The following is an 18,505-nucleotide window of genomic DNA, read 5'->3' on the forward strand; positions in this document are numbered from 1 at the left end:
TCGTGCTGTCGTCGCCCGGCATGGGGCGTCGTCTCAAGTCCCCCCCGAGCAAGCTCGCGAAGTTGAAGCCGGCGATCGCCGCCGTCCTGCCGGGCGGTCTGCCCCGCGCCGTCGCCCGCTTTTACGCCAAGAGCGACGGCCTGAAGCTGTCCTTGGCGGGCGAGGAGGCCGTCCTCGTCGGCCTCGCCGAGATGTTCGGCGGGCTCAAGAAGGGCGCGTTTCGTCCGCACCGCGTCGTCAAGAAGGCCGACCTGGACGAGCTCGAGTGGACGGACCTCCCGTTCTACGAGCGCTTCTTCAACGAGCACGGCGACGTCACCGACAAGAAATCGCTCGACCGGCTCAACCTCCGCATGCGGCTCAAGCTGCTCGTCAGCGTCGCCGGCGAGTCGACCGAGCTCGCCATCGACTACTTCGCCGACGAGCCCACGATCTACCTCGTCGACCGCGCCGACGCGGTTTACCCGCTGAAGGGCCTCGGGTTCGACGAATTCGTCGCGTGGTTCTCGAAGTTCGGCACGTCGCGCTGGTACCACGCCTTCCTCGACAAGAAGGCCGAGGCCAGCCTCAACATCGATCTCCGCCAGGAGCTCGAGCGCTCCCTCGCGGATTTCCCCGCGGAGGAAGGGGCCCCGCTCCTCGCGCGCCTGCCGAAGAAGAAGCCGCCCGGCCCCGCGCGCGCCCAGGTGCTCGCCCCGGCGAGTGACCGGCCGGTCGCGCCGGCATCGCCCCTCCCGCCGCTGAACCAGCCGCCCCTGATCCTCGACGAGGGCCGCCCGCGCCGCGCGGCGTTCAGCGCCGACGGTCAGCGCCTCGTCGTGGGGGACGGGAACTACGACCTCTTCGTGTACGACGTGGGCCGACGCGAGCGGCTGTGGAAGCAGAAGAACGCCGAGGCGATGGACCTGTCCGTCGACGGCGAGATCGTCGCGGTGCTCGAGCACCCGCGGCCGCACGAGCACGCCGAACGCCTGGTGTTGCGCGCGTGCGCCACCGGCAAGCCGCTCCACCGCCAGCCGTGGAAGCCGGGCCTGGCCGAAAGGCCGCGTCGCGTCGCCTCATGGCTGCGAGGGCAGCCCTGGCCGAGAAGCCAGCCGCGGTCGCGTCGCTGCCGCGAGCGCAGCCCGGGCCGAGAAGCCAGCACCGTCGCGTCACTGCCCCGGGGGCAGATCTGGCCCCAAAGCCAGCCGCGGGCGCGTCCCTGGCCGAAAGACCAGGCGCCCTCGCACCTGGCTAAGGTCGCGGCCCTGGCTGAACTCCGGTCGCTGCTGCGAGCGCAGCTCTAACCAAAAAGCCAAGCACCCTCGCGTCACTGCCGCGGGCGCTGCCCTGACCTGAGAGCCAGGCGCGGCCGCCTCACTGCCGCGGGCGCAGCCCTGGCCGGAAGGCCAGGCGCCATCGCATCATGCCGGGGCGCAGCCTGGCCCAGGGCCCGGCGCTGACCGTCACGACCGCTTGCGCAGCCCTGGCCGAAAGGCCAGGCACCTTCACTGCTGCGGGCGCAGCGACGCCTTGAGCGAGATCGTGCGGACCCCCGCCAGCGCCTTCGACACCGGGCACGCCTTCTTGGTCGCCTCGGCGATCTCCGCGAACTTGTCGGCGTCGAGGCCCGGCACGTCGGCCTCGGTGGTCAGCTCGATCGTCGTGATCGAAAAACCCTCGCCGTCCTTCTCGAGCTTCACGGCCGCCGACGTGTGGATCGACCGCGGCGGCGCCCCGGCCTTCTCGAGGCCGAGCGACAGGGCCATCGAGAAGCAGCCCGCCAGCGCCGCGCCGATCACCTCTTCGGGGTTGCTGGCCGGCTGGCCCTCGAACCGCGAGGCGAACGAGAACGGGATCTCGGGCGCGTGCTCGGGCTTCATCGCGCCCTTGCCGGTCTTGATCGTACCTTCCCACTGTGCGCTGGCTTTGCTGATTCCCATCGGTGTCTCCGGCCGCGGAAAATAGCACGAGCCCAGGTGGCGGCGCCGCCCGCCGGGCCTCGACCCCCGACCGGGCTCGGCCGCGACTCGGCGAAGGACCCCGGCGCGAGCTCGCCGCAGACCGACGTTCGCCGCGGCCGAGCGCTGTCGAGGTCGCCGCGACCCGCGACCGAGGCGACGGCCATGAGAGCCCTCCCGGCGCCCACCAAGCGCGCCTCCGGCGAACTCTCACCGCGACGACGCGCGTGGGGCCCTCGATCGCGGTCGTGAACTCGCCCAGGATCTCGGCCGCCTGTGCGAGCGCGGCGAGCTCGCAGCGGCCGGCCCGCCCGCCGCTCGCCGCGCCTCGCTCGCGACTCGGCCCCTCTCGCCCGCGCGTCTTCGGAACATGCTGCGCTGGACATGCGCGATTCGACATGTCCTGTCGATCATGCTCTTCGTAACATGCTCTCCATAACATGCCCGATCGAGCACGTCCGACCATTGCTCCGACCGGCCAGCCGAGGCCCTCCCCCCCGCTCCAGGCATGTTTCAATGATGTCACTCCCCCGACCGCAGCCGCAGCCCCTCTGCGGCCGCCAGCCGCTGCTCCGCGCGCTCGATGTCCCCCGCGATCGTCCCGCCGCAGCCCGGGCACGTCGCCGCCGCGCGGGTCAGCAGCGCCTGGCACTCCGGCTCCGAGCAGCGCGGCCGTCGGCGGCGTCCGAGCAGGTGGATCGCCAGGCCCGTCGCCACCGCCACCACGGCGATCCACGCGTCGTGGATCATCGCCGCCCCCACGCACGCCAGCAGCCCGGCGACCGCCACCGGCAGCGCCAGCACGGCCTGGTCGGCCCGGCTGCGCCGCCACACGCGGAACACCGCCCGGCCGGCGTTCGACACCTTCTCGGGCGACGTCGGCGCGAGCGGCTCGTCGCGCTCGAGCTCGTCGTGCGTGTCGTCCAGCGCGCGCGTCAGCGTCGCCACGCTGTCGGGCGGCGGCCAGCTCGCGCGCGGCGGCAGCCCCAGCTCGCTCGCCAGCGCCGGTCGCTCGCGCTCGAGCCACCGCAGCGCCGCCCGCAAGTAGCTCGCCTGATTGGTCCCGAGGCAGGCCAGCGCCGCCTCGCGCCCGGCCCCGCGCACGTGGATCTGCGCCGCCAGCACGAAGCACAGCTCCTGCGGCGACAGGTACCCGAGCCGCTGCACCGACCAGCGCGAGCGGAACGTGCCGTCGTGGAGCTGCTCCGAGCGGTGGCGCAGCGCCGCGTTGGCGCTCAGCACGCCGAAGCCGAGGAACACCGCCGTCAGGTCGGTCAGCTCCTCCTCGAGCTCGTGGTCGGCCACGCAAAGCGCGTGGTGCGAGCGATACGCGTGCGCCACCTCGTGGGCCAGCGTCGCCGTGATCCCGTCCGGGTCGTCGAGCAGCGCCAGGTCGGCGCCGAAGCGGGCGACCCCGCCGTCGATGCCGAGGAACAGCCCGGCCGCGCCCTCGTGGTGATGCGTCGCCCCGAGCGCGGTCGGCCCCTCGGGCGCCGGCGGTCGCCCCTCGTACAGCTCGACCTCCGCGCCGAGCTCGAGATCGGCGTAGCGGAACAGCCGCCGCACCAGCCGCAGCACGCCCGCCGCGCTGCGCGTGAAGCGGTCGGGGAAGAACTCCGGCCGCGGCAGCACGATCGGCGTGCACACGAAGTGCTGCCAGTCCGCCGCGCGCAGCAGCGCGCCCAGCCGTTCGAGCAGCCACGCCCGGCGCTCCTCCGCGGGCAGGGCGTCGAACTCGGACACGCCGACCAATGTAGCGAGCGCCCGCGCCCCCTGTCCATCGCCGCCGCGCCCCCTCGTGCGACCGCGCCTCGCCGGGCCCGGCCATCGCCACGCCCCGCGCGGCCGCCCGGACGTCCACGCGACCCCAAGCCTCGCGCCGCCGTCGGCCCGTCACCACGGCTCGCCGGCCGCGCTCGTGAGCGCGTCGCTGCGCTGCCCCCTCCCGCCCCGCGCCTCGCCCTCCGCCGGGTTTCACGCGCACGCGAGCCGGCGCGCGCCGAGCCGCGCCTCGGCACGCAGGCGCTTCGTCCTCGCCGGCCGCCTTTTGCGACCCCATCGTCGCGCCGCCGCTCCCGCACCGCGCTCCGCCCTCGCCGGGTTTCACGCGCCCACGCGGCCCAGCGCACGCCGGCCCGCGCCCCGTCCCGCCCCGCGCGGCGGCCCGCTCGCCTATCATCGCCGCGTGTCCACGCCGGGCCTGCTCGCCAACCGGGACTTCCGGCGCTTGTGGATCGCCCAGGCGATCTCCTTGTTCGGCGACTGGTTCACCTACGTCGCCGTCGGCACCCTCGCCCTGTCCGAAAATACAGGTCTCTACGGCGTCGCCGCCGTGCTCGTCGCCCACACCTTGCCGCGGGCCGTGCTGGCGCCGTTCGCCGGGCGGCTCGCCGATCGCCGCGATCGCGGCGGCATCCTGGTCGTCGGCAGCCTGCTGCGGGCCCTCGTCGTCCTCGTCATGCTCGCCGTCGTCGGCAGCGGCGACGCCGGCACCGCCGTCCTCGCCGGCCTCGTGTTCGTGCGCATGGCGCTGTCGGCCTTCACCGATCCGGCGGCCAGCGCCGCGCTGCCGCAGCTCGTCCCGACGCACCAGCTCGGAGCGGCCAACGCCCTCCTCGGCGCCACCTGGAGCACCATCTTCGCCCTCGGGGTCGCGGCCGGCGGGTTCGTCACCGCCTTCGTCGGCCCGCGCGGCGCCCTGGCGATCGACGCCGCCACCTTCGTGCTCGCGGCCCTGCTGTTCGCCACCCTCCCGCGCCTGCGGCCGGGCGAGCGGACCGCCGCCGACGCCTCCGCCTCGATGGTCGTCGCGCCCGGCTTTTTCGCCGCCTGGCGCCGCACCTGGCGCGACCCCGCCCTGCTGAACGCCGCGCTCGCCAAGATCCCCGTCGCCCTCGCCAACGGCGGCGGGTGGGTCCTGCTGCACGCCGTCGCCGGGCGCGAGCAGGCCGGGGCCGTCGCCGTCACCCTCGGCGTCATGCACGGCGTGCGCGGCGTCGGCACCGGCCTCGGCCCGCTGCTGTGGGCCCGCGTCGCGCGGCTGCGCGGCACCGTCGCCGGCATCCACCTCGGCACCGCCGTCACCCTCGCCGGCGTCGCCCTGTTCGCCGCCCTCGACGCGCCCGCCGTCCTCGTCGTCGCCTCCGTGCTGTGGGGCCTCGGCATGGGCGCCACGTGGGTCACCTCCACCACCCGGCTGCAGCTCCTCACGCCCAACACCTTGCTCGGCCGCCTCGCCGCGATCGACCTGATGGCCCACACCTGCGCCCAGTGCGTCGGCGGCCTGCTCGGGGCCGTCCTCGCCGACGCCCTGCTGTTCCCCGCCGGCGCCGGCTGGCTCGGCGCCGCCGCCGGTTTGCTCGCCTGGGGCCTGATCGTCCTGCTCGTCCGCACCCGGCAGTGAGGCCCGGCCTCGCGCTCGGACTCGTGACATTCGCTCCGGCCGCGTCCACCGATGGCTTCGTCGTCCCCGCGGACGAGGAATCTCGAATCGTCGCTCGACGCCGTGCTCCTCGGCCGTGTTCGGCCGATGCCGTCGAGCGCGAGCAGGCCGGTGCTCGACCGCGTCGTCGTCCCCGACCTCATCCCACGAATCCGCCTTCGGGGTCGCCGAGCGCGCAGCGTGACGACCACTCCCAGCGCGCGCCCCGCCGAGCGCGCGGTCCTTTCGCTTCCTTCACGACGAGCGCACCGCCGCTCTTCTCGGACATGGAACACGTTCTCGCAAGCAATGCGAACATCGTTATACGGCGATATGGCGCGACCACGATGAATTGCGAGACACGCGCCGGAACGTGGCGACCGAGCATCGTCGGTTGCCGACCCTCGGCTTTGACGAATCACTCACAAAGATGGACCCTGTCCGGCGGATCGTCGTCGCATCTACAATCACCGCAGACAGCAGGCGGCAGCGCCCGCGACGACCAGGAACGAAGGATCGGTGATGGAGAGGATCTCGGGCTTCGAATTGTTGCAGGACGCCCCATTCGTCGCACTTCAAGTCGACGCCGAGGGGACGATCCTCGCCTGGAACGCGGTCGCCGAGGCGACGTTCGGGGTGGCGAGCGACGACGCCGTCGGCCGCCCGATCGGCGCCGTCGTCCCCGTGCCGGGCGGTGACGATGCCTGGCGGACGCTGCTCGCCGAGGACGGCGCGGCCCGGCGCGTGTGGGCCACGCGGCGCGAGGGCCGGCCGGTCGTCACCTGCGAGTGGACGCAGCGCCCGCTGAGCGGCGGCGGCGCCGTGTTCTACGGCCAGCCCGCCGCGCTGACGGTCGACGCCCAGCCGCAGGTCCGCGACGTCCTGCTGCGGGCGCTGCTCGACAACGTCGAGCTCATCGCCTGGGTGGCCGACATGTCCGGCACGGCGCTGCTGATGGACGGCATCGGGCTGGCGCGGTCCGGCCTCACCCCCGACATGCTGGTCGGACAGAACCTCCTCGCCGGGTTCGGCGAGAAGTACCCCGAGGTCCCCGAGGCGTTCGGGGGCAAGGCGGTCCGCTACGTCACGCGGGAGGGCGAGGGCTGCTACGACAACTGGGCGATCCCCGTCCGCGACGGGCAGGGCCGGCAGATCGCCGTCGCCGGCATCGCCCTCGACGTCACCGAGTCCACGCGCCGCGAGGAGGAGCTGCGGGCCAAGCTCGATGTCATCGAGCGCCAGCAGCAGGCGCTGCGCGAGATGTCGACGCCGATCATCGAGGTCTGGGACCGGGTGATCTGCCTGCCGATCGTCGGCCTCGTCGACACCGCCCGCGCCGCCGACATCATGGACAACCTCCTCCAGGCGGTCGCCCGTGCGCGCGCCCGCTACGCGATCCTCGACCTCACCGGCGTCGACGTCGTCGACACCAGCACCGCCAGCCACCTCCTCTCGCTGATCCGCGCGGTGCGCCTCCTCGGCGCCGATGGCGTGTTGACCGGCGTCCATCCGAACATTGCCCAGACCATCGTCACCCTCGGCGTCGACCTGACCGCCCTGCACGTCCGGGCGACCTTGCGTGACGCGCTCAAGTTCGTCCTCGCCGAGCTCGAGCGGCGCTGAGCGCGGGCCGCCGGCGATGGGCGATTCGGCCCGTCGCCCGACCGCGAATCATCCCAGGAGCGATGATTCACGGGGACGGCGGGACGTCCCGGCCGCCCTGCACGCGGCCCCCGGTCGCGTCAATTCCGGCGCCCCTCGAGGCACACGCGCAGCCCTTCTTCCATGTTCCGCTGCGTCACGATCTTCCCCAGGTCGACCCCGAGCGACACCAGCGTCTGCGACACCGCCGGACGGATCCCCGTCACGATCACCCGCGCCCCGAGCAGGCCGACCGCGCGGACGATGCGGAGCAGGTGGTCGGCCGTGTTGGTGTCGACCAGCTCGACCGCCGTGAGGTCGAGGATCACGTGCTGCGTGCCCGCGCCCTCGATCGCGTGCAGCAGCCGCTCCATCAGCAGCGCCGCCGACGCCTCGTCGAGCCCGCCCATCACCGGCACCGCCAGGACGCCGCTCCAGACCTGCAGGATCGGCGCCGACAGCGTGCGCAGCGCTCGCTCCTGTTGCTGGATCAGCAGCAGCTTCTCGCGCAGTTGCTGCTCCGAGCGCGCGCGCTCCTCGATCTCCGTCTTCAGCTGCTGCAGCGCCACCGCCAGATCGGCGTTGGTCGCCTGCCCGGCCTCCAGCAATTGCTGCATCCGGTCCTCGAGCGTCACCGTCGTCGGCGCCACCACGAATTCGTCGTACTCCGCGCCGTCGGCGGCGAAGCAGGTCTGTTCGGCCCAGCACGGCCTCCCGAACAGCCTCGCCGTGATGCCGGCCAGCTTGCCCGCGACCATCGAGCTGCCCCACTTCACGTTCAGGGCCCGCTGGTACAGCGCCTCCCAGCCGTTGATCACCCGGTAGCGGGCCTCCTGCTTCTCGCGGTCGAGCGCGACCAGCACCCAGCGGCCCCATCCGGCCGGCCAGGCGATGTCCTGCATCCGCACCAGCCCCTCCTCGAACGAAGGCGCGCTGCTGATCACCGCCCAGTCGCCGTCCACGCTCTGCTGCCCGCCGAGCTGCAGGCACAGGTTGAAGCGCTCGACCCCGACCATGGCGCACAGCCCCGACATCAGCCCGGCCACCGACGACGGCACCCACATGCTCAGCGTCGGCACCCCGGCCCACAGATTCAACCCGCGGTCGAGGTCCCATTCGATGTCGAAGCCGATGTTGATCTTCGGATTGGCCATGGAACAGGTATATTTATACCGCCGCCGCCCGGCGCCCGGGCGGACATTCGCACCGGCGCCGCACCCGCCGCGGCGACTGTCGGCACTCTCGGGCGTCCGCGATCGCGCCGCTGAAACACGTTGCACCGCGGCCCGCGGTGCGCCGAATCGGGCGCAGGGGCGCTCCGGAAACGCCGACGCTCCGTCACTGCTCAATCGTCGCACCCCGGCGCGGCGATGAAATTGCGATTCAATTGCGATCGCGAATGTCCATTCATTCGCCGGTCTGCCCTCGCGTCACCCCGCTCGCCCGGCCCGGCCGCACCGCCGCGGCGCCCGTATTCGCCGGCCGTCGGACCCGGCTATGCTCCCCGCGTGTGCCGACCTCCTCGCCGCTCGCCGACCCGCGCCGCCGCGCTGAGCCTCGCGGTCCTCGCGTGCCGCCCGGCGCCTGACGCCGCGGGAGGGCTTGGCGACGCCCCGCCGTCGCCGGTGCCCGCAGCCCAGCGTCCCGAGCCGCTCGCCGGCCCCGTTCACGACCTCGGCTCGTCGCCCGCGCCGCGCGACGACGCGGCCGTCCACCACGACGACTTCGCGCGCCGCGTCCTCTACACCTGGACCACCCCGGCGCAGATCGACGCCCTCCGCCGCTCGCGGCGCCTGCTCGTCGCCGACGGCGGCGTCGGCGAGCGCTCGCCCTACCTGCGCGCGCTCGACCGCCTCGTCGAGGCCCACCCGCTGGCCGCGATCCTCCGCGATCACCCCGGCCATCGCCGCCGCCGCTACGCCTGGACCAGCCCGCTGGCCACCACCCTCGGCCTCGGCGAGCGCCGCTACGGCGACGCCCTCGTCCGCATCGACCTCGCCGGGGACGCCCTCGTGATCGGCTTCCGCCCGCACGCCGCCGAGCCGTTCGTCGCCCAGGACATGTCCGGGAGGACAGTCGACCTCGCCGTCGCCCTCGCCGACCCCGGGCGGATCGGCGCCGTCTATCACGTCCGCGACGGCCCCGACGACCCGATCGCCTTCCGCGAGTACGTCGTCTGCAACGAATCGCAGGTCGCCGCCTGGTCAGTCGCGACCCCGGAGATCCGCGCCCACCTCGACGCCGAGCTCGCCCTGCTCGAGTCGCTCCGCCGCGGCGACCTCGCCCACCTGCCGCCCGCCGCCGTGCGCAGCCCTGCGGTCGGCGTGTGGGCCACCGCCCCCCGCGAGCCGACCCCGCTCGACCGCTGGCACGCCCGGCTCGCCTTCGACAACGAGCGCTACCGACCCACGCCGGTCAACCTCGCCGCCGTCGCCGCCGCCCTCCGCGGCTACGATCCCGCCGGCGAACCGCTGGTGCATCGACCGGACGTCACCTTCCCCGCGCCCCAGAACTCGCCGTGACGGGCCAACCGCCCGACGTCCCCTGGCCCGAAGGACAGCCCGCTCCCCGGCTCAGCTCGCGTCCCAGACCGCGCGGTAGCGGGCCTGCAGCTCCGCCCACTCCTCGGGCGCGCCGACGTAGATGCCCTCGCTCCACGAGAACACGTCGCTCGGGCGGTCGTCGGCCTCGTACAGCGGGATCACGTGCACGTGCAAGTGACGCGACGTCTGCGTCATCTCGCCCGCGCTGCTGCCCGTCGACGCCACGTAGCAGCGACGCGGCCGCATCACCCGCTCGACCATCCGCGCCGCCTGGTGGGCCAGCGCGTTGGCGCGGGCCCACAGGGTCGGGTCGACCTCCGCGAACGACGTCACGTGCGGCTTCGGGACCACCATCACGTGGCCCCAGCGACGCACGTAGCGGGGCAGCATCACCAGCATCGTCGCGTCCTCGGCGATCGCGTGGACCGCCCCCACCTCGCGACGGACGATCGCGCACATCAGGCACTCGGGCGCCCCGCCCTCGGCCTCGATGCGGCGCAGCGCCTCGTCGCGGGAGATCAGCGTCGGCATGACCGGATGCGCCGCGAGTATCTCACGGCGCCGGCCGGCAACGCATCACCGACCCCGCGCATTCCCGGCCTTCGCGTGACCTCCGGGCCGCGCCGCCCCGCCCGCCCGCGCGGGCCCCGTGTTAGCGTCCTCGCATGACCCGTCGCTGGCTCGGCCTGGTCGCGCTCCTCGCCTGCACCCCGCACGAGCACGCGCGCGAGCCGCAGAGCCCGTGCGCCGAGGGCATGGTCCTCGTCGAGGGCGGCGGCCTCGGTTCCGCCAAGGTCGAGCGGTTCTGCCTCGACGTCACCGAGGTCACCACCGCGGCCTACGGCGCCTGCGTCCACGCGGGCGCCTGCACCCCCGCCGTCGTCGGCGACGTCGCCGGGTGCAACCTGACCCGGGCCGACCGCGGCGACCACCCCGTCAATTGCGTCGACTTCGAGCAGGCCCGCGCCTATTGCAGCTGGCTCGGCAAGCGCCTGCCCGTCGACGAGGAGTGGATGCACGCCGCCCGCTCGCGGGTCGCCGGCGGCACCTGGCCGTGGGGCGCCGCCCCGCTCGAGCCGTCGCGCGCCTGCGTCCAGCGCGGCAGCACCTGTCCCGTGGGACAGCATCCGACCGGCGCCAGCCCCGAGGGCGTCCAGGACCTCGCCGGCAACGTCGCCGAGTGGACCGTCCACGCCGAGCTGCCGCACCTGCGCGGCGGCAGCTGGCGCGAAGATCCGGCCCCGGGCTTCGTCCGCGATCCGCCCCACGTCCCCACCGCGACCACCGGCGTGCGCTGCGTCGTCGCCCCGTTCACCGCCGTCGACGCCGTCGACCTCGCCGTCTGGACCCCGTACGTGCCGGGCAAGGCCGAGCTGCCGGTGCTGGCCGCTCCGTCGCCGCGGCTCGCCCCCGAGCGACCGCTGGCCAACCTCCAGATCTTGCGCCGCACCGAGGGCCACCGCGCCGTCGCCCGCTGGTGGCCGGTCGGCGACGACTGGCTCGCCGGCTTCGACGACGGCCAGCCCGACGTCCTGGGCTTGCCCGGCGTCCTCGAGGTCACCGCCCTGCCCGAGGGTCTGCGCGACTTCTCCCCGGTCCGCAGCCTCGGCCCCGACGTCTTGCTCATGCGGGCCGGCTGGGCCAGCAGCCTGCGGTTCGTCGCCGTCGAGCGCGGCACGTCCCGGGTCCGCTGGCAGATCCCGTTCGCCAACTACGGCGCGACCTACGAGCAGTTCGTCACCCCGCGCACCTTCGTCGCCGAAAACTACGGCCAGCATGCCGACACGATCATCGGCTTCGGCCTGGCCGACGGCCGCGAGCTGTGGCGGATCGCCGGCGGCGAGCAGGCCGAGTTCACCCGCGCCGGTCGCCTGTGGACCGACGACGACCGCGGCTACGTGCGAGGCGACCGCGGCCTCCTCGCCTTCGACCCGAACACCGGCGCGATCCTCTGGTCCGGCGTCCGGGTCGGCGACGGCTGCGGCGTCCTCGCCGAGGACGGCGTCCTGCTCGTCGAGGAGCCCGGGCGCGACGGTCCCCGGCGGCTCGATCCCGCCACCGGCGCCGAGCTCGGGCGGTTCGGCGGCGGCGGCGCGCGCTGCGTGTGGGCCGTCGACCCGATCGACGGCGGCGCCGCGCCGGCTGTCCTCGAGGACAGCCGGCTGTTCGCCTTCGAGGTCCCGGACCGGCGCGGCAAGGCCGAGCTGCGGGCCCGCGACGTGGCCAGCGGTCGCGAGCTGTGGCGGCGCGGCGGCCTCGACCCGCACGTTTTGCTGGCCGACCACGACGCTGTCTACGTCAGGCGCGCGGATGACATCCTGGTCGCGCTGGACGCGGCCACCGGCGCGCCGCAGGTCGAGATCTCGCTGGCCGGCGAGTTCGATCTCAGCCTGCTCTCCGGCGGCGGTCCGCGCGGGCCGCTGCTGCTCGCCAACGGTCACACCGGGACCGCCTGGCTGCTCGGCCGCGGCGAACAGCCGTCCGCCCCCGAGGCGTACACCGTCCGCGGCCGGCTCGTCCCCGACGGCCTGTCCCGAAGGCAAGTCCGGGGCGTGCCGGTGCGGGTCGGCGAGAGGCTGGTGCGCAGCGACGCCGCCGGGCGCTTCAGCGCCAGAGGGGTGGCCTCCGGCGCGATCGCCGTCGGCGTCGACGAAGACAGGGGCCCGGGCACGCCGGGAGGGTCGACTGTCCGCTTCGACGCGGTCACCGTCGTACTCGACGGCAGCGGCACCTACGACCTCGGCGACGTCCCCCTGTATCCCTGGTACACCGAATGAGCGCGTTCGCTCATGTCGGCGGATCCGCCGGCGAATACGCCGAAAAGCGCCGGTGTGCTACAGGGGAGAGGCGATGGTGGACGAGCAACGACAGGACCTCGCGCCCGAGCGGGAGGCCATGCTGGAGCGGCACGAGCAGGTGCTCCTGCGGGTGGCGCAGAGCGACGCGATCGACGCCGGCAACCTCGATCGTTCGCTGCCGGTGCTGACGGAGGCGGCCGCCGAGGGCCTGCAGCTCGAGCGCTCGTCGGTGTGGGTCTACACCCCCGACCAGACCGTCATCGAATGCCTCGACCTCTACGTCCGCGGGCCGCACGAGCACCGCAGCGATCCCGTGCAGCTCGAGGCCGGCCGGGTTCCGGCCTACTTCCGCGCCCTCGCCGACACCCGCACCCTCGCCGTCGCCGACGCCCTCACCCATCCTGCCACCCGCGAGCTCGCGGACGACCACCTCGCCCCGCTCGGCGTCGGCGCCCTGCTCGCGGCCCCGATCCGCCGCCGCGGCCGCCTCGTCGGCGTCCTCTGCAACGAGCACGTCGGCCCCGCGCGGCAGTTCACCCGCGACGAGCAGCTCTTCGCCGCCTCCCTGGCCGACACCGTCGCCCGCGCCCTCGACGCCGCCGACCGCCGCCGCGTCGAGGACGGCCTGGCCCACGCCAAGGCCGCGCTCGAGCAGCTCGACCGCGAGAACCGGGCCCTCATCACCCGCCTGCGCCGCAGCGTCGAGCGATTGTCCACACCTGTCCTCGAGGTCTGGAGCGACGTCCTCGCCCTGCCGATCATCGGCATCCTCGGCGAGGAGCGCAGCGCCCAGATGACCGAGCGCCTGCTCGGCGAGCTCGCGCGCACGCGGGCCCGCCACGTCATCCTCGACCTCACCGGCCTCGACGACTGCGACGAGCAGACCGCCGCCGCCATCGGCATCATGGCCCGCGCGGTCCGCCTGCTCGGCGCCGAGTGTGTCCTCAGCGGCGTGCGCCCCGACCTCGCCCGCGCCTTCGTCGACCTCGACCTCGACCTCCGCGGCATGCGGATCCTCCGCGACATGCGCCACGCCCTGCAGGACGTCGTCACCCGCCGCGCCGCCGCCCAGGCCCGCTAGCGCGGCTGCTCCCCGGACATCTCCGCCGGGACATGTCCGAGGCCCGCCCCCCTCGACCGCCGCCCGGGCCTGCCCTGCACGCTGCCCCCTCGGACATGTCCTCATGAACATGTCCGAACGCCCTCGTCCGCCCGTTCGGCGACCTCGACCTCCTCGCATGGCGGCGCATCGGACATGTCCTTATGAACATGTCCGAACGACCTCGCCCGCCCGTTCGGCGACCGCGACCTCAATCCTCCCAGTAACAATAGCCGGACTGGCACTTCATCCCGTCGGGGCAGATCTGCCCGCCGGCGCAGTAGAGCGCGCAGCCGTTGGCGCCGCTGCCGAGGATCGCCGCGCACACCGGCACGGCCGTGCCGGTGGCCGGCGGAGCGAAGCAGTCGCACACGTCGACGCAGTTGCGGATCCCGCACACGCTCAAGCCTCCGCTGGTGGGCGCCAGGCACAGCAGCTCGCCGTTCGTGCCGCTCTCCTGCCACTCGCAGCCGGACAGGTCGCCGGGCTGGCACTCGCCCCACTCGCCGATCGCGTGGGCGGCACAGCCGTCGTCGATCGTCGAACTCTCGCCCGCGGTGGTGGTGGTCGTCGTCGACGACGTCGAGCCCGTCCCGCTCGCGGTCGACGAGGTCGTCGTCGTCGCCATCGCGGTGTCGGTCGGCTCCCCGACCTGGCCCTGGCAGGCGAACGACAGCGACAGCAGGAGCGAGGCGGCGCGACGCGAGACGAGCATCGCCGCGATCCTACCTGGAGTCGTCGCCGGCGACGCGCGACCCGCCACGGACCGCGAACCTGCCCCGCCCGCCCCGCGCCGGGTCCCTGTCGCCGCGATCACAGGCCCCGCGAATGGGGATGCTCGCCCGCACCACCGCCCGCGTCGCGCGCGATCGCCCGCAGCCGCCGGCCCGATCGCCGGTGGAGCCGCGCCGCCCCTCGCCCAGAAACGCCCCCATGCGTCCCTTCGCCCGCACCGCCCTCCTCCTCGTCGTCCTCGGCGCGCCGGACCGCGCGCGCGCCGACGAGGACGACGAGCACCAGACCGGCAACAACCACGGGCGCATCGACCTGATCCACCTCGACAGCGTCGTCCAGGGCCGCGGCCCGTGCGTGCAGATGAAGCCGTCGATCCCCGGCAAGTCGGCCTGGGCCTGCCTGTGGCGCAACAACCCGCTCTACACCGAGCTCCGCGAGCTCCTCCAGAGCGCCTTCACCACCGGCAAGCGCTGCATCGTCTACTGGAGCGCCGTCGACAACCGGAGCCACAAGACCATCGACCGCGTCGAGTGCTGGCGCACCTGAGCGCCGCTCCCCGCTCGTGGCCGGTCCGTACGCCTTCCTTTGATATGTCTCCTAGGACATGTCTTTGAAAGCATGCAATCATTCGTCGGCCCACGCCGTGCGAGCCTCGCCCACCCCGCGCCCCGGCGTCGCTGCCATGTTCGCCGCCCGGGTCACCCTCCGCGCCGAGGTCGGACCGGCAGCGACGCCCGCCTCACCGTCGCCGCGAAGTCTCGGCCGGCGGCGGTGGGTCGTCCGTCTCGGCGCGCAGCCGGTCGAGGTCGAGCTCGGCGGCGCGGAGCCACGCCGCCGACTCGGGCGCCACGTCCTCGTCGGTCCGCACCCGCGGCACCGGCACCGCCTCGTGGCGATGGCTGACCATCCACGAGTTGCGGAACAGATCGCAGCGCAGGTGCAGCGTCTCGCCCTCCTCGTGGAACGCGATCGGCGGCACCAGTGGGTGCAGCGCGGCGAGCGTGACGTCGACCCCGACGAAGTCCTCGGGCTGAAAGAACACCGCGCCGGCGAAGTGGACCGGCCCCAGCCGCTCGCGCGACAGGACGTGGATCCGGTCGCCTTCGACCACGAACCGCGCCGGGTCGAGGAACAGCTCCTTGCCCAGCATCGTGATCGGCGCCGCCGCGATCCGCCGCAGCGCCCAGCGGCGGGCGCGGGCATACACCGCGATCACCTCCTCGTGCCGCGTCGCGTCCCAGTCCTCGGGGAACGGGTCGTGAAAGTCGGGCGAGGACGGAAAGTTCATGTGGCGCAGCGGCGCCTCGGGCTCGGGGCACAGCGCCGGCTTGTTCAGCCGCGCGAACACCGGCTCGGGCGCCGGCGCCTGCGCGCGCAGCAGCTCCGCGATCCACCCGCGCTCGCTCGCGCCGCGCACCACCACCTGCGACTGACACAGCCGGCGGAACGGTGACCCGTCGATCCACGCGTTCAGCAGGTCGAGCAGCGCCAGCGCGGCGGCCTCGACCGGCGCGAACGCGGCGCGCGAGAACCAGTAGTCGAACCCGTTGGTGACGAAGTGCGCCCCGCGGAATTGCTTGTGCAGGTACGGCTCGTCGGCGACCGGCTCCGGCGGGCCGCGCCAGTGGGCCGCCGCAGCCCGCTCGTACGCCGCCCGCGCCGACGCGGCCAGCTCCGCCGCGAACACGCTCTCGCCGTCGAGGTAGCACGCCTTGGCGAACACCTCGCCGATCGCCGCCGCGTGCTCGACCTCGTGCTCCTCGAACACCAGCTCGGTGCGCAGGAACACCTTGCGCCCGTCGACGTACGGCCGACCCTCGTGCGCCAGCCCCTGCGCGAACACGAAGGCCGTCATCGCCTCGATCTCCGCGATCGCCGGCCCGTCGACGAAGCGCAGCGGCGCGTCCCCGCGGCCCGGCGTCAGGTACAGCAGCAGCGTGTACTTCGACACGTGGTGGCGCGCGCGGTCGAAGTACGGCGAATCCACGTGCGCGGCGAACGGCGCGTCGCCCGGCTCGAAGCGGTTGCAGCGGAACACCGGGTTGACGTGGACGAACCCGCGCAGGAGCTCGGGCGGCAGCGCGTCGCGCAGCGCGACGGTCAGCGCCGCCGCCAGCTCGGCGGCGTGGAAGATGAAGCGCAGCCCGCCGCGCGAGCGGTCGGCCGGCTTCACGTACAGCCCGAGCGCGTCGAGCTCGGCCAGGCGAGCGCCGAGCGCCGACGAGACCTGCGCCCGCAGGCTCGTCACGCCGGACCCCGGCCAGGTGACCCCGGTGAAGCGGACCGCGCCCTGCTCCAGCCCCGCGAACAGGCGATCGAGGCCGACGACGTTCTCGCAGCAGTGGTACCCGAACTCCTCCGGGTCGACGAACGCCGCCGCCAGCTCCGGCAGCGCCGGGCACGGCCGGGCGAACCGCCCCCGCACCGCTTCGTCGAGGGCGTCCGCCGCGACGAAGCGCAGCCGCTTGAACCGGGCCGTCGGGAACGGCGACAAGGGCAGCCCCATCAGCCGCGTCGTCGGCTCCGCCTCGAGCCCCTCGACGTCGGCCAGCAATCGTCGCTCGGCCTCCTCGCGCGCCGCCGCCGCGAGCCCGTGCAGCGCGAAGAACCGATCCCGCAGATCGTCGCCGCGATCGCCCGTCAACGCGCCTCCTGGGCCCGCCAGAAGCGGACCAGATCGCGCGGCAACCGGGTCGACGACGCCAGCGCCCGCACGCCCTCCGCCTCGATCTCCGCCGCATGCACGTGCAGGGCCGTGAGCCCGCCGAGCTGCGACGACTCGGCCAGCGCCGCCGCCCCTGCCGGCCCGATCGGGTTGTACCGCAGATCGAGCACCTCCAGCCGCGACAGCGCGGGCGCCCCCGCCAGCGCCGCCAGGCCCCGGCCCGTGAAGCGATTGCGCTGCAGGTACAGCGCCCGCAGCCCGCCCAGCGCCGCGCACCCGGCCAGCGCGACGAGCCCCTCGTCCGTGAGCCCGGAGTGACGCAGGTCGAGGACCCGCAGGTTCAGCGCCGACTGCCCCCTCAGCGCCCGCGCGACCTGGTTGCCGCGCCCGTGGTAGCGAGCCAGGAGCGTCCGCAGCCGGCCGAGCTCGACCTGCGCCAGCGCCGACAGCCCGCGCGCCGGCGCCTCGTCGGCGAACCCGAGCTCGAGCCGGCTCACCAGCTGCGACCGCGGATCGGCCATCAGCTCGCGCAGCTCGCGGGCGTCGCGGCGACCGCGGACATGAAACTTCACCGCGACCGCGAAGCCGTGGCGCCACTCGCAGTCGCCCGTCGCCGCGCCCACCGGCGCCCGGTGGACCCGCTCGCGGGCCAGCCAGCCCGACACCAGCGCCCGCTCCTCCGGCGTCGCCGCCAGCGCCTCGAACCCGAACCAGTCGCCGCGCGGATCGCCCTGCGCGCGCAACCACGCCCCGTAGGCCGCCCACGCCCCCGCGTCGTCCGGGTCGTCGAGCAGCCGCTCCTCGAGCTCCGCCGTCACGCGCGGCCTCCTCGCGGCTCCGTCCTGCATGGCCGGGGAGACATGCCCGAAGGACTATGTCCGCGCCAACATGTCCTTCGCAACATGCCCATGCGGTCCTCTCGCGAGCGACTCAGCAGCAGCACCCGCCGCCGCAGGTGATCGGCACGCCCGGCGCCGGGATGTCGACCGGCGGCGAGCAGCCGTCCTCGTCGCAGGCCTCGACGCGGATGTAGCCGACCGTGAACGCGCACATCCCGTTGCACATGTCGAGGTCGTTGCACACGTCGGCGATCATCGTCACCGCGCCGACGTCGTGGACCTGCTCGGGGTTGACCGAGCACTTCCAGCGCACCACGTAGTGCGTCGCCCCGGGCACCTCGTCCCACGAGATCCACCACGGATCGCAGCACGCGCAGCTCTGGCAGCCCGCGAGCATCTCGGGCGGCGGCGGCGGCTCGTCCACCGCCCCGGTGGTGGTCGTCGTCGACCCCGAGCGCGTCGTCGACGGCTCGCCGGTCGTCCCGGGTTCGCTCGTCGACGTCGTCGAGCTCCCGCTCGTCGTCGTCCCCGGCTCGCTCGTCGTCGTCACCCCGGTGCTGGTCGGCGGATCGCCCGTCCCCGTCACCGCCGTCGTCGCCTCGCTCGTCGACGTCGGCGCCGACGTCCCGGTCTCGGTCGCCGAGCCGCCGCTCGTCGGCGTCGCCGACGTCGAGGTGGTCGGGTTCGTGCTCGTGGTGGCGGTCGTCGTCGCGCCGGTCGTCGTCCCCGCGGTCGCGGTGTCGCCGCCGGAGCCGGTGCCCGCCTCGCCGCACGCCGAAGAGAGGAGCAGGACCGACACCCACACGACGCGACGAGCCACCACG

At 74.0% G+C, this 18,505-nt stretch carries 15 protein-coding genes; 7 read left to right on the top strand and 8 right to left on the bottom strand.

All coding sequences use genetic code 11. From position 1 onward, the window contains the following. The first annotated feature begins 20 nt into the window (after window positions 1–20). Window positions 21–1,286, top strand: a complete 1,266-nt coding sequence (locus NAEX_RS04025; protein ID WP_096326196.1) for a hypothetical protein — start codon at window positions 21–23, stop codon at window positions 1,284–1,286. A gap of 201 nt (window positions 1,287–1,487) precedes the next feature. Here the strand turns inward: NAEX_RS04025 and NAEX_RS04030 are convergent, their stop codons facing one another. Both NAEX_RS04030 and NAEX_RS49565 read right to left on the bottom strand, forming a co-directional pair. Then, window positions 1,488–1,922, bottom strand: a complete 435-nt coding sequence (locus tag NAEX_RS04030) for an OsmC family peroxiredoxin (RefSeq protein ID WP_096326197.1) — start codon at window positions 1,920–1,922, stop codon at window positions 1,488–1,490. 540 nt (window positions 1,923–2,462) lie between these two features. Beyond that, window positions 2,463–3,683 (bottom strand): hypothetical protein, encoded by a 1,221-nt coding sequence (locus NAEX_RS49565; protein ID WP_170135440.1) that lies wholly within the window; start codon window positions 3,681–3,683, stop codon window positions 2,463–2,465. A 442-nt stretch (window positions 3,684–4,125) separates the two neighbouring features. Between NAEX_RS49565 and NAEX_RS04040 the strand changes: the two genes are divergently transcribed. After that, complete coding sequence (locus NAEX_RS04040; protein ID WP_170135441.1) at window positions 4,126–5,343, top strand: MFS transporter; 1,218 nt, start codon at window positions 4,126–4,128, stop codon at window positions 5,341–5,343. Between the two features lie 540 nt (window positions 5,344–5,883). Continuing rightward, on the top strand, window positions 5,884–6,984 hold the full coding sequence (locus tag NAEX_RS04045; protein WP_096326200.1) for an STAS domain-containing protein: 1,101 nt from the start codon (window positions 5,884–5,886) through the stop codon (window positions 6,982–6,984). 119 nt (window positions 6,985–7,103) lie between these two features. Here NAEX_RS04045 and NAEX_RS04050 read toward each other — a convergent pair whose 3' ends face one another. After that, complete coding sequence (locus tag NAEX_RS04050; protein ID WP_245913611.1) at window positions 7,104–8,156, bottom strand: STAS domain-containing protein; 1,053 nt, start codon at window positions 8,154–8,156, stop codon at window positions 7,104–7,106. A 354-nt stretch (window positions 8,157–8,510) separates the two neighbouring features. Between NAEX_RS04050 and NAEX_RS04055 the strand changes: the two genes are divergently transcribed. Beyond that, the gene (locus tag NAEX_RS04055; RefSeq protein WP_143140441.1) at window positions 8,511–9,524 is read left to right on the top strand and encodes a hypothetical protein; all 1,014 of its coding nucleotides are present in this window, start codon (window positions 8,511–8,513) and stop codon (window positions 9,522–9,524) included. A 51-nt stretch (window positions 9,525–9,575) separates the two neighbouring features. Here the strand turns inward: NAEX_RS04055 and NAEX_RS04060 are convergent, their stop codons facing one another. Then, window positions 9,576–10,076, bottom strand: coding sequence for an HIT family protein (locus NAEX_RS04060; protein ID WP_096326202.1), 501 nt, complete (start codon window positions 10,074–10,076; stop codon window positions 9,576–9,578). Between the two features lie 134 nt (window positions 10,077–10,210). Between NAEX_RS04060 and NAEX_RS04065 the strand changes: the two genes are divergently transcribed. Beyond that, window positions 10,211–12,322 (top strand): SUMF1/EgtB/PvdO family nonheme iron enzyme, encoded by a 2,112-nt coding sequence (locus NAEX_RS04065; RefSeq protein WP_096326203.1) that lies wholly within the window; start codon window positions 10,211–10,213, stop codon window positions 12,320–12,322. A 76-nt stretch (window positions 12,323–12,398) separates the two neighbouring features. Continuing rightward, window positions 12,399–13,424, top strand: a complete 1,026-nt coding sequence (locus tag NAEX_RS04070; protein ID WP_211302347.1) for a GAF domain-containing protein — start codon at window positions 12,399–12,401, stop codon at window positions 13,422–13,424. 229 nt (window positions 13,425–13,653) lie between these two features. Here the strand turns inward: NAEX_RS04070 and NAEX_RS04075 are convergent, their stop codons facing one another. Continuing rightward, the gene (locus NAEX_RS04075; protein ID WP_096326205.1) at window positions 13,654–14,157 is read right to left on the bottom strand and encodes a hypothetical protein; all 504 of its coding nucleotides are present in this window, start codon (window positions 14,155–14,157) and stop codon (window positions 13,654–13,656) included. Window positions 14,158–14,375: 218 nt separating this feature from the next. On the opposite strand from NAEX_RS04075, the gene NAEX_RS04080 reads away from it, so the two are divergent. After that, window positions 14,376–14,723, top strand: coding sequence for a hypothetical protein (locus tag NAEX_RS04080; RefSeq protein ID WP_143140442.1), 348 nt, complete (start codon window positions 14,376–14,378; stop codon window positions 14,721–14,723). A gap of 193 nt (window positions 14,724–14,916) precedes the next feature. Here the strand turns inward: NAEX_RS04080 and NAEX_RS04085 are convergent, their stop codons facing one another. From NAEX_RS04085 to NAEX_RS49570, 3 genes are all read right to left on the bottom strand, one after another. Beyond that, window positions 14,917–16,821 (bottom strand): hypothetical protein, encoded by a 1,905-nt coding sequence (locus tag NAEX_RS04085; RefSeq protein ID WP_096326207.1) that lies wholly within the window; start codon window positions 16,819–16,821, stop codon window positions 14,917–14,919. Next, window positions 16,818–17,660, bottom strand: a complete 843-nt coding sequence (locus tag NAEX_RS04090) for a leucine-rich repeat domain-containing protein (protein ID WP_170135442.1) — start codon at window positions 17,658–17,660, stop codon at window positions 16,818–16,820. The genes NAEX_RS04085 and NAEX_RS04090 overlap by 4 nt, the downstream gene beginning before the upstream one ends. 112 nt (window positions 17,661–17,772) lie before the next feature. Beyond that, a complete protein-coding gene (locus NAEX_RS49570) occupies window positions 17,773–18,504 on the bottom strand; it encodes a hypothetical protein (protein ID WP_170135443.1) in 732 nt (243 codons plus the stop codon). Window position 18,505 lies beyond the last annotated feature (1 nt).

Source organism: Nannocystis exedens, assembly GCF_002343915.1.
Classification (GTDB): Bacteria; Myxococcota_A; Polyangia; order Nannocystales; family Nannocystaceae; genus Nannocystis; species Nannocystis exedens.

What these genes read in the sequence shown, in the direction of transcription:
- NAEX_RS04030 (WP_096326197.1), bottom strand. Translation starts at nt 1,922, where the DNA reads ATGGGAATCAGCAAAGCCAGCGCACAGTGGGAAGGTACGATCAAGACC.
- NAEX_RS04045 (WP_096326200.1), top strand. Translation starts at nt 5,884, where the DNA reads ATGGAGAGGATCTCGGGCTTCGAATTGTTGCAGGACGCCCCATTCGTC.
- NAEX_RS04080 (WP_143140442.1), top strand. Translation starts at nt 14,376, where the DNA reads ATGCGTCCCTTCGCCCGCACCGCCCTCCTCCTCGTCGTCCTCGGCGCG.
- NAEX_RS04065 (WP_096326203.1), top strand. Translation starts at nt 10,211, where the DNA reads ATGACCCGTCGCTGGCTCGGCCTGGTCGCGCTCCTCGCCTGCACCCCG.
- NAEX_RS04025 (WP_096326196.1), top strand. Translation starts at nt 21, where the DNA reads ATGGGGCGTCGTCTCAAGTCCCCCCCGAGCAAGCTCGCGAAGTTGAAG.
- NAEX_RS04060 (WP_096326202.1), bottom strand. Translation starts at nt 10,076, where the DNA reads ATGCCGACGCTGATCTCCCGCGACGAGGCGCTGCGCCGCATCGAGGCC.
- NAEX_RS04075 (WP_096326205.1), bottom strand. Translation starts at nt 14,157, where the DNA reads ATGCTCGTCTCGCGTCGCGCCGCCTCGCTCCTGCTGTCGCTGTCGTTC.
- NAEX_RS04050 (WP_245913611.1), bottom strand. Translation starts at nt 8,156, where the DNA reads ATGGCCAATCCGAAGATCAACATCGGCTTCGACATCGAATGGGACCTC.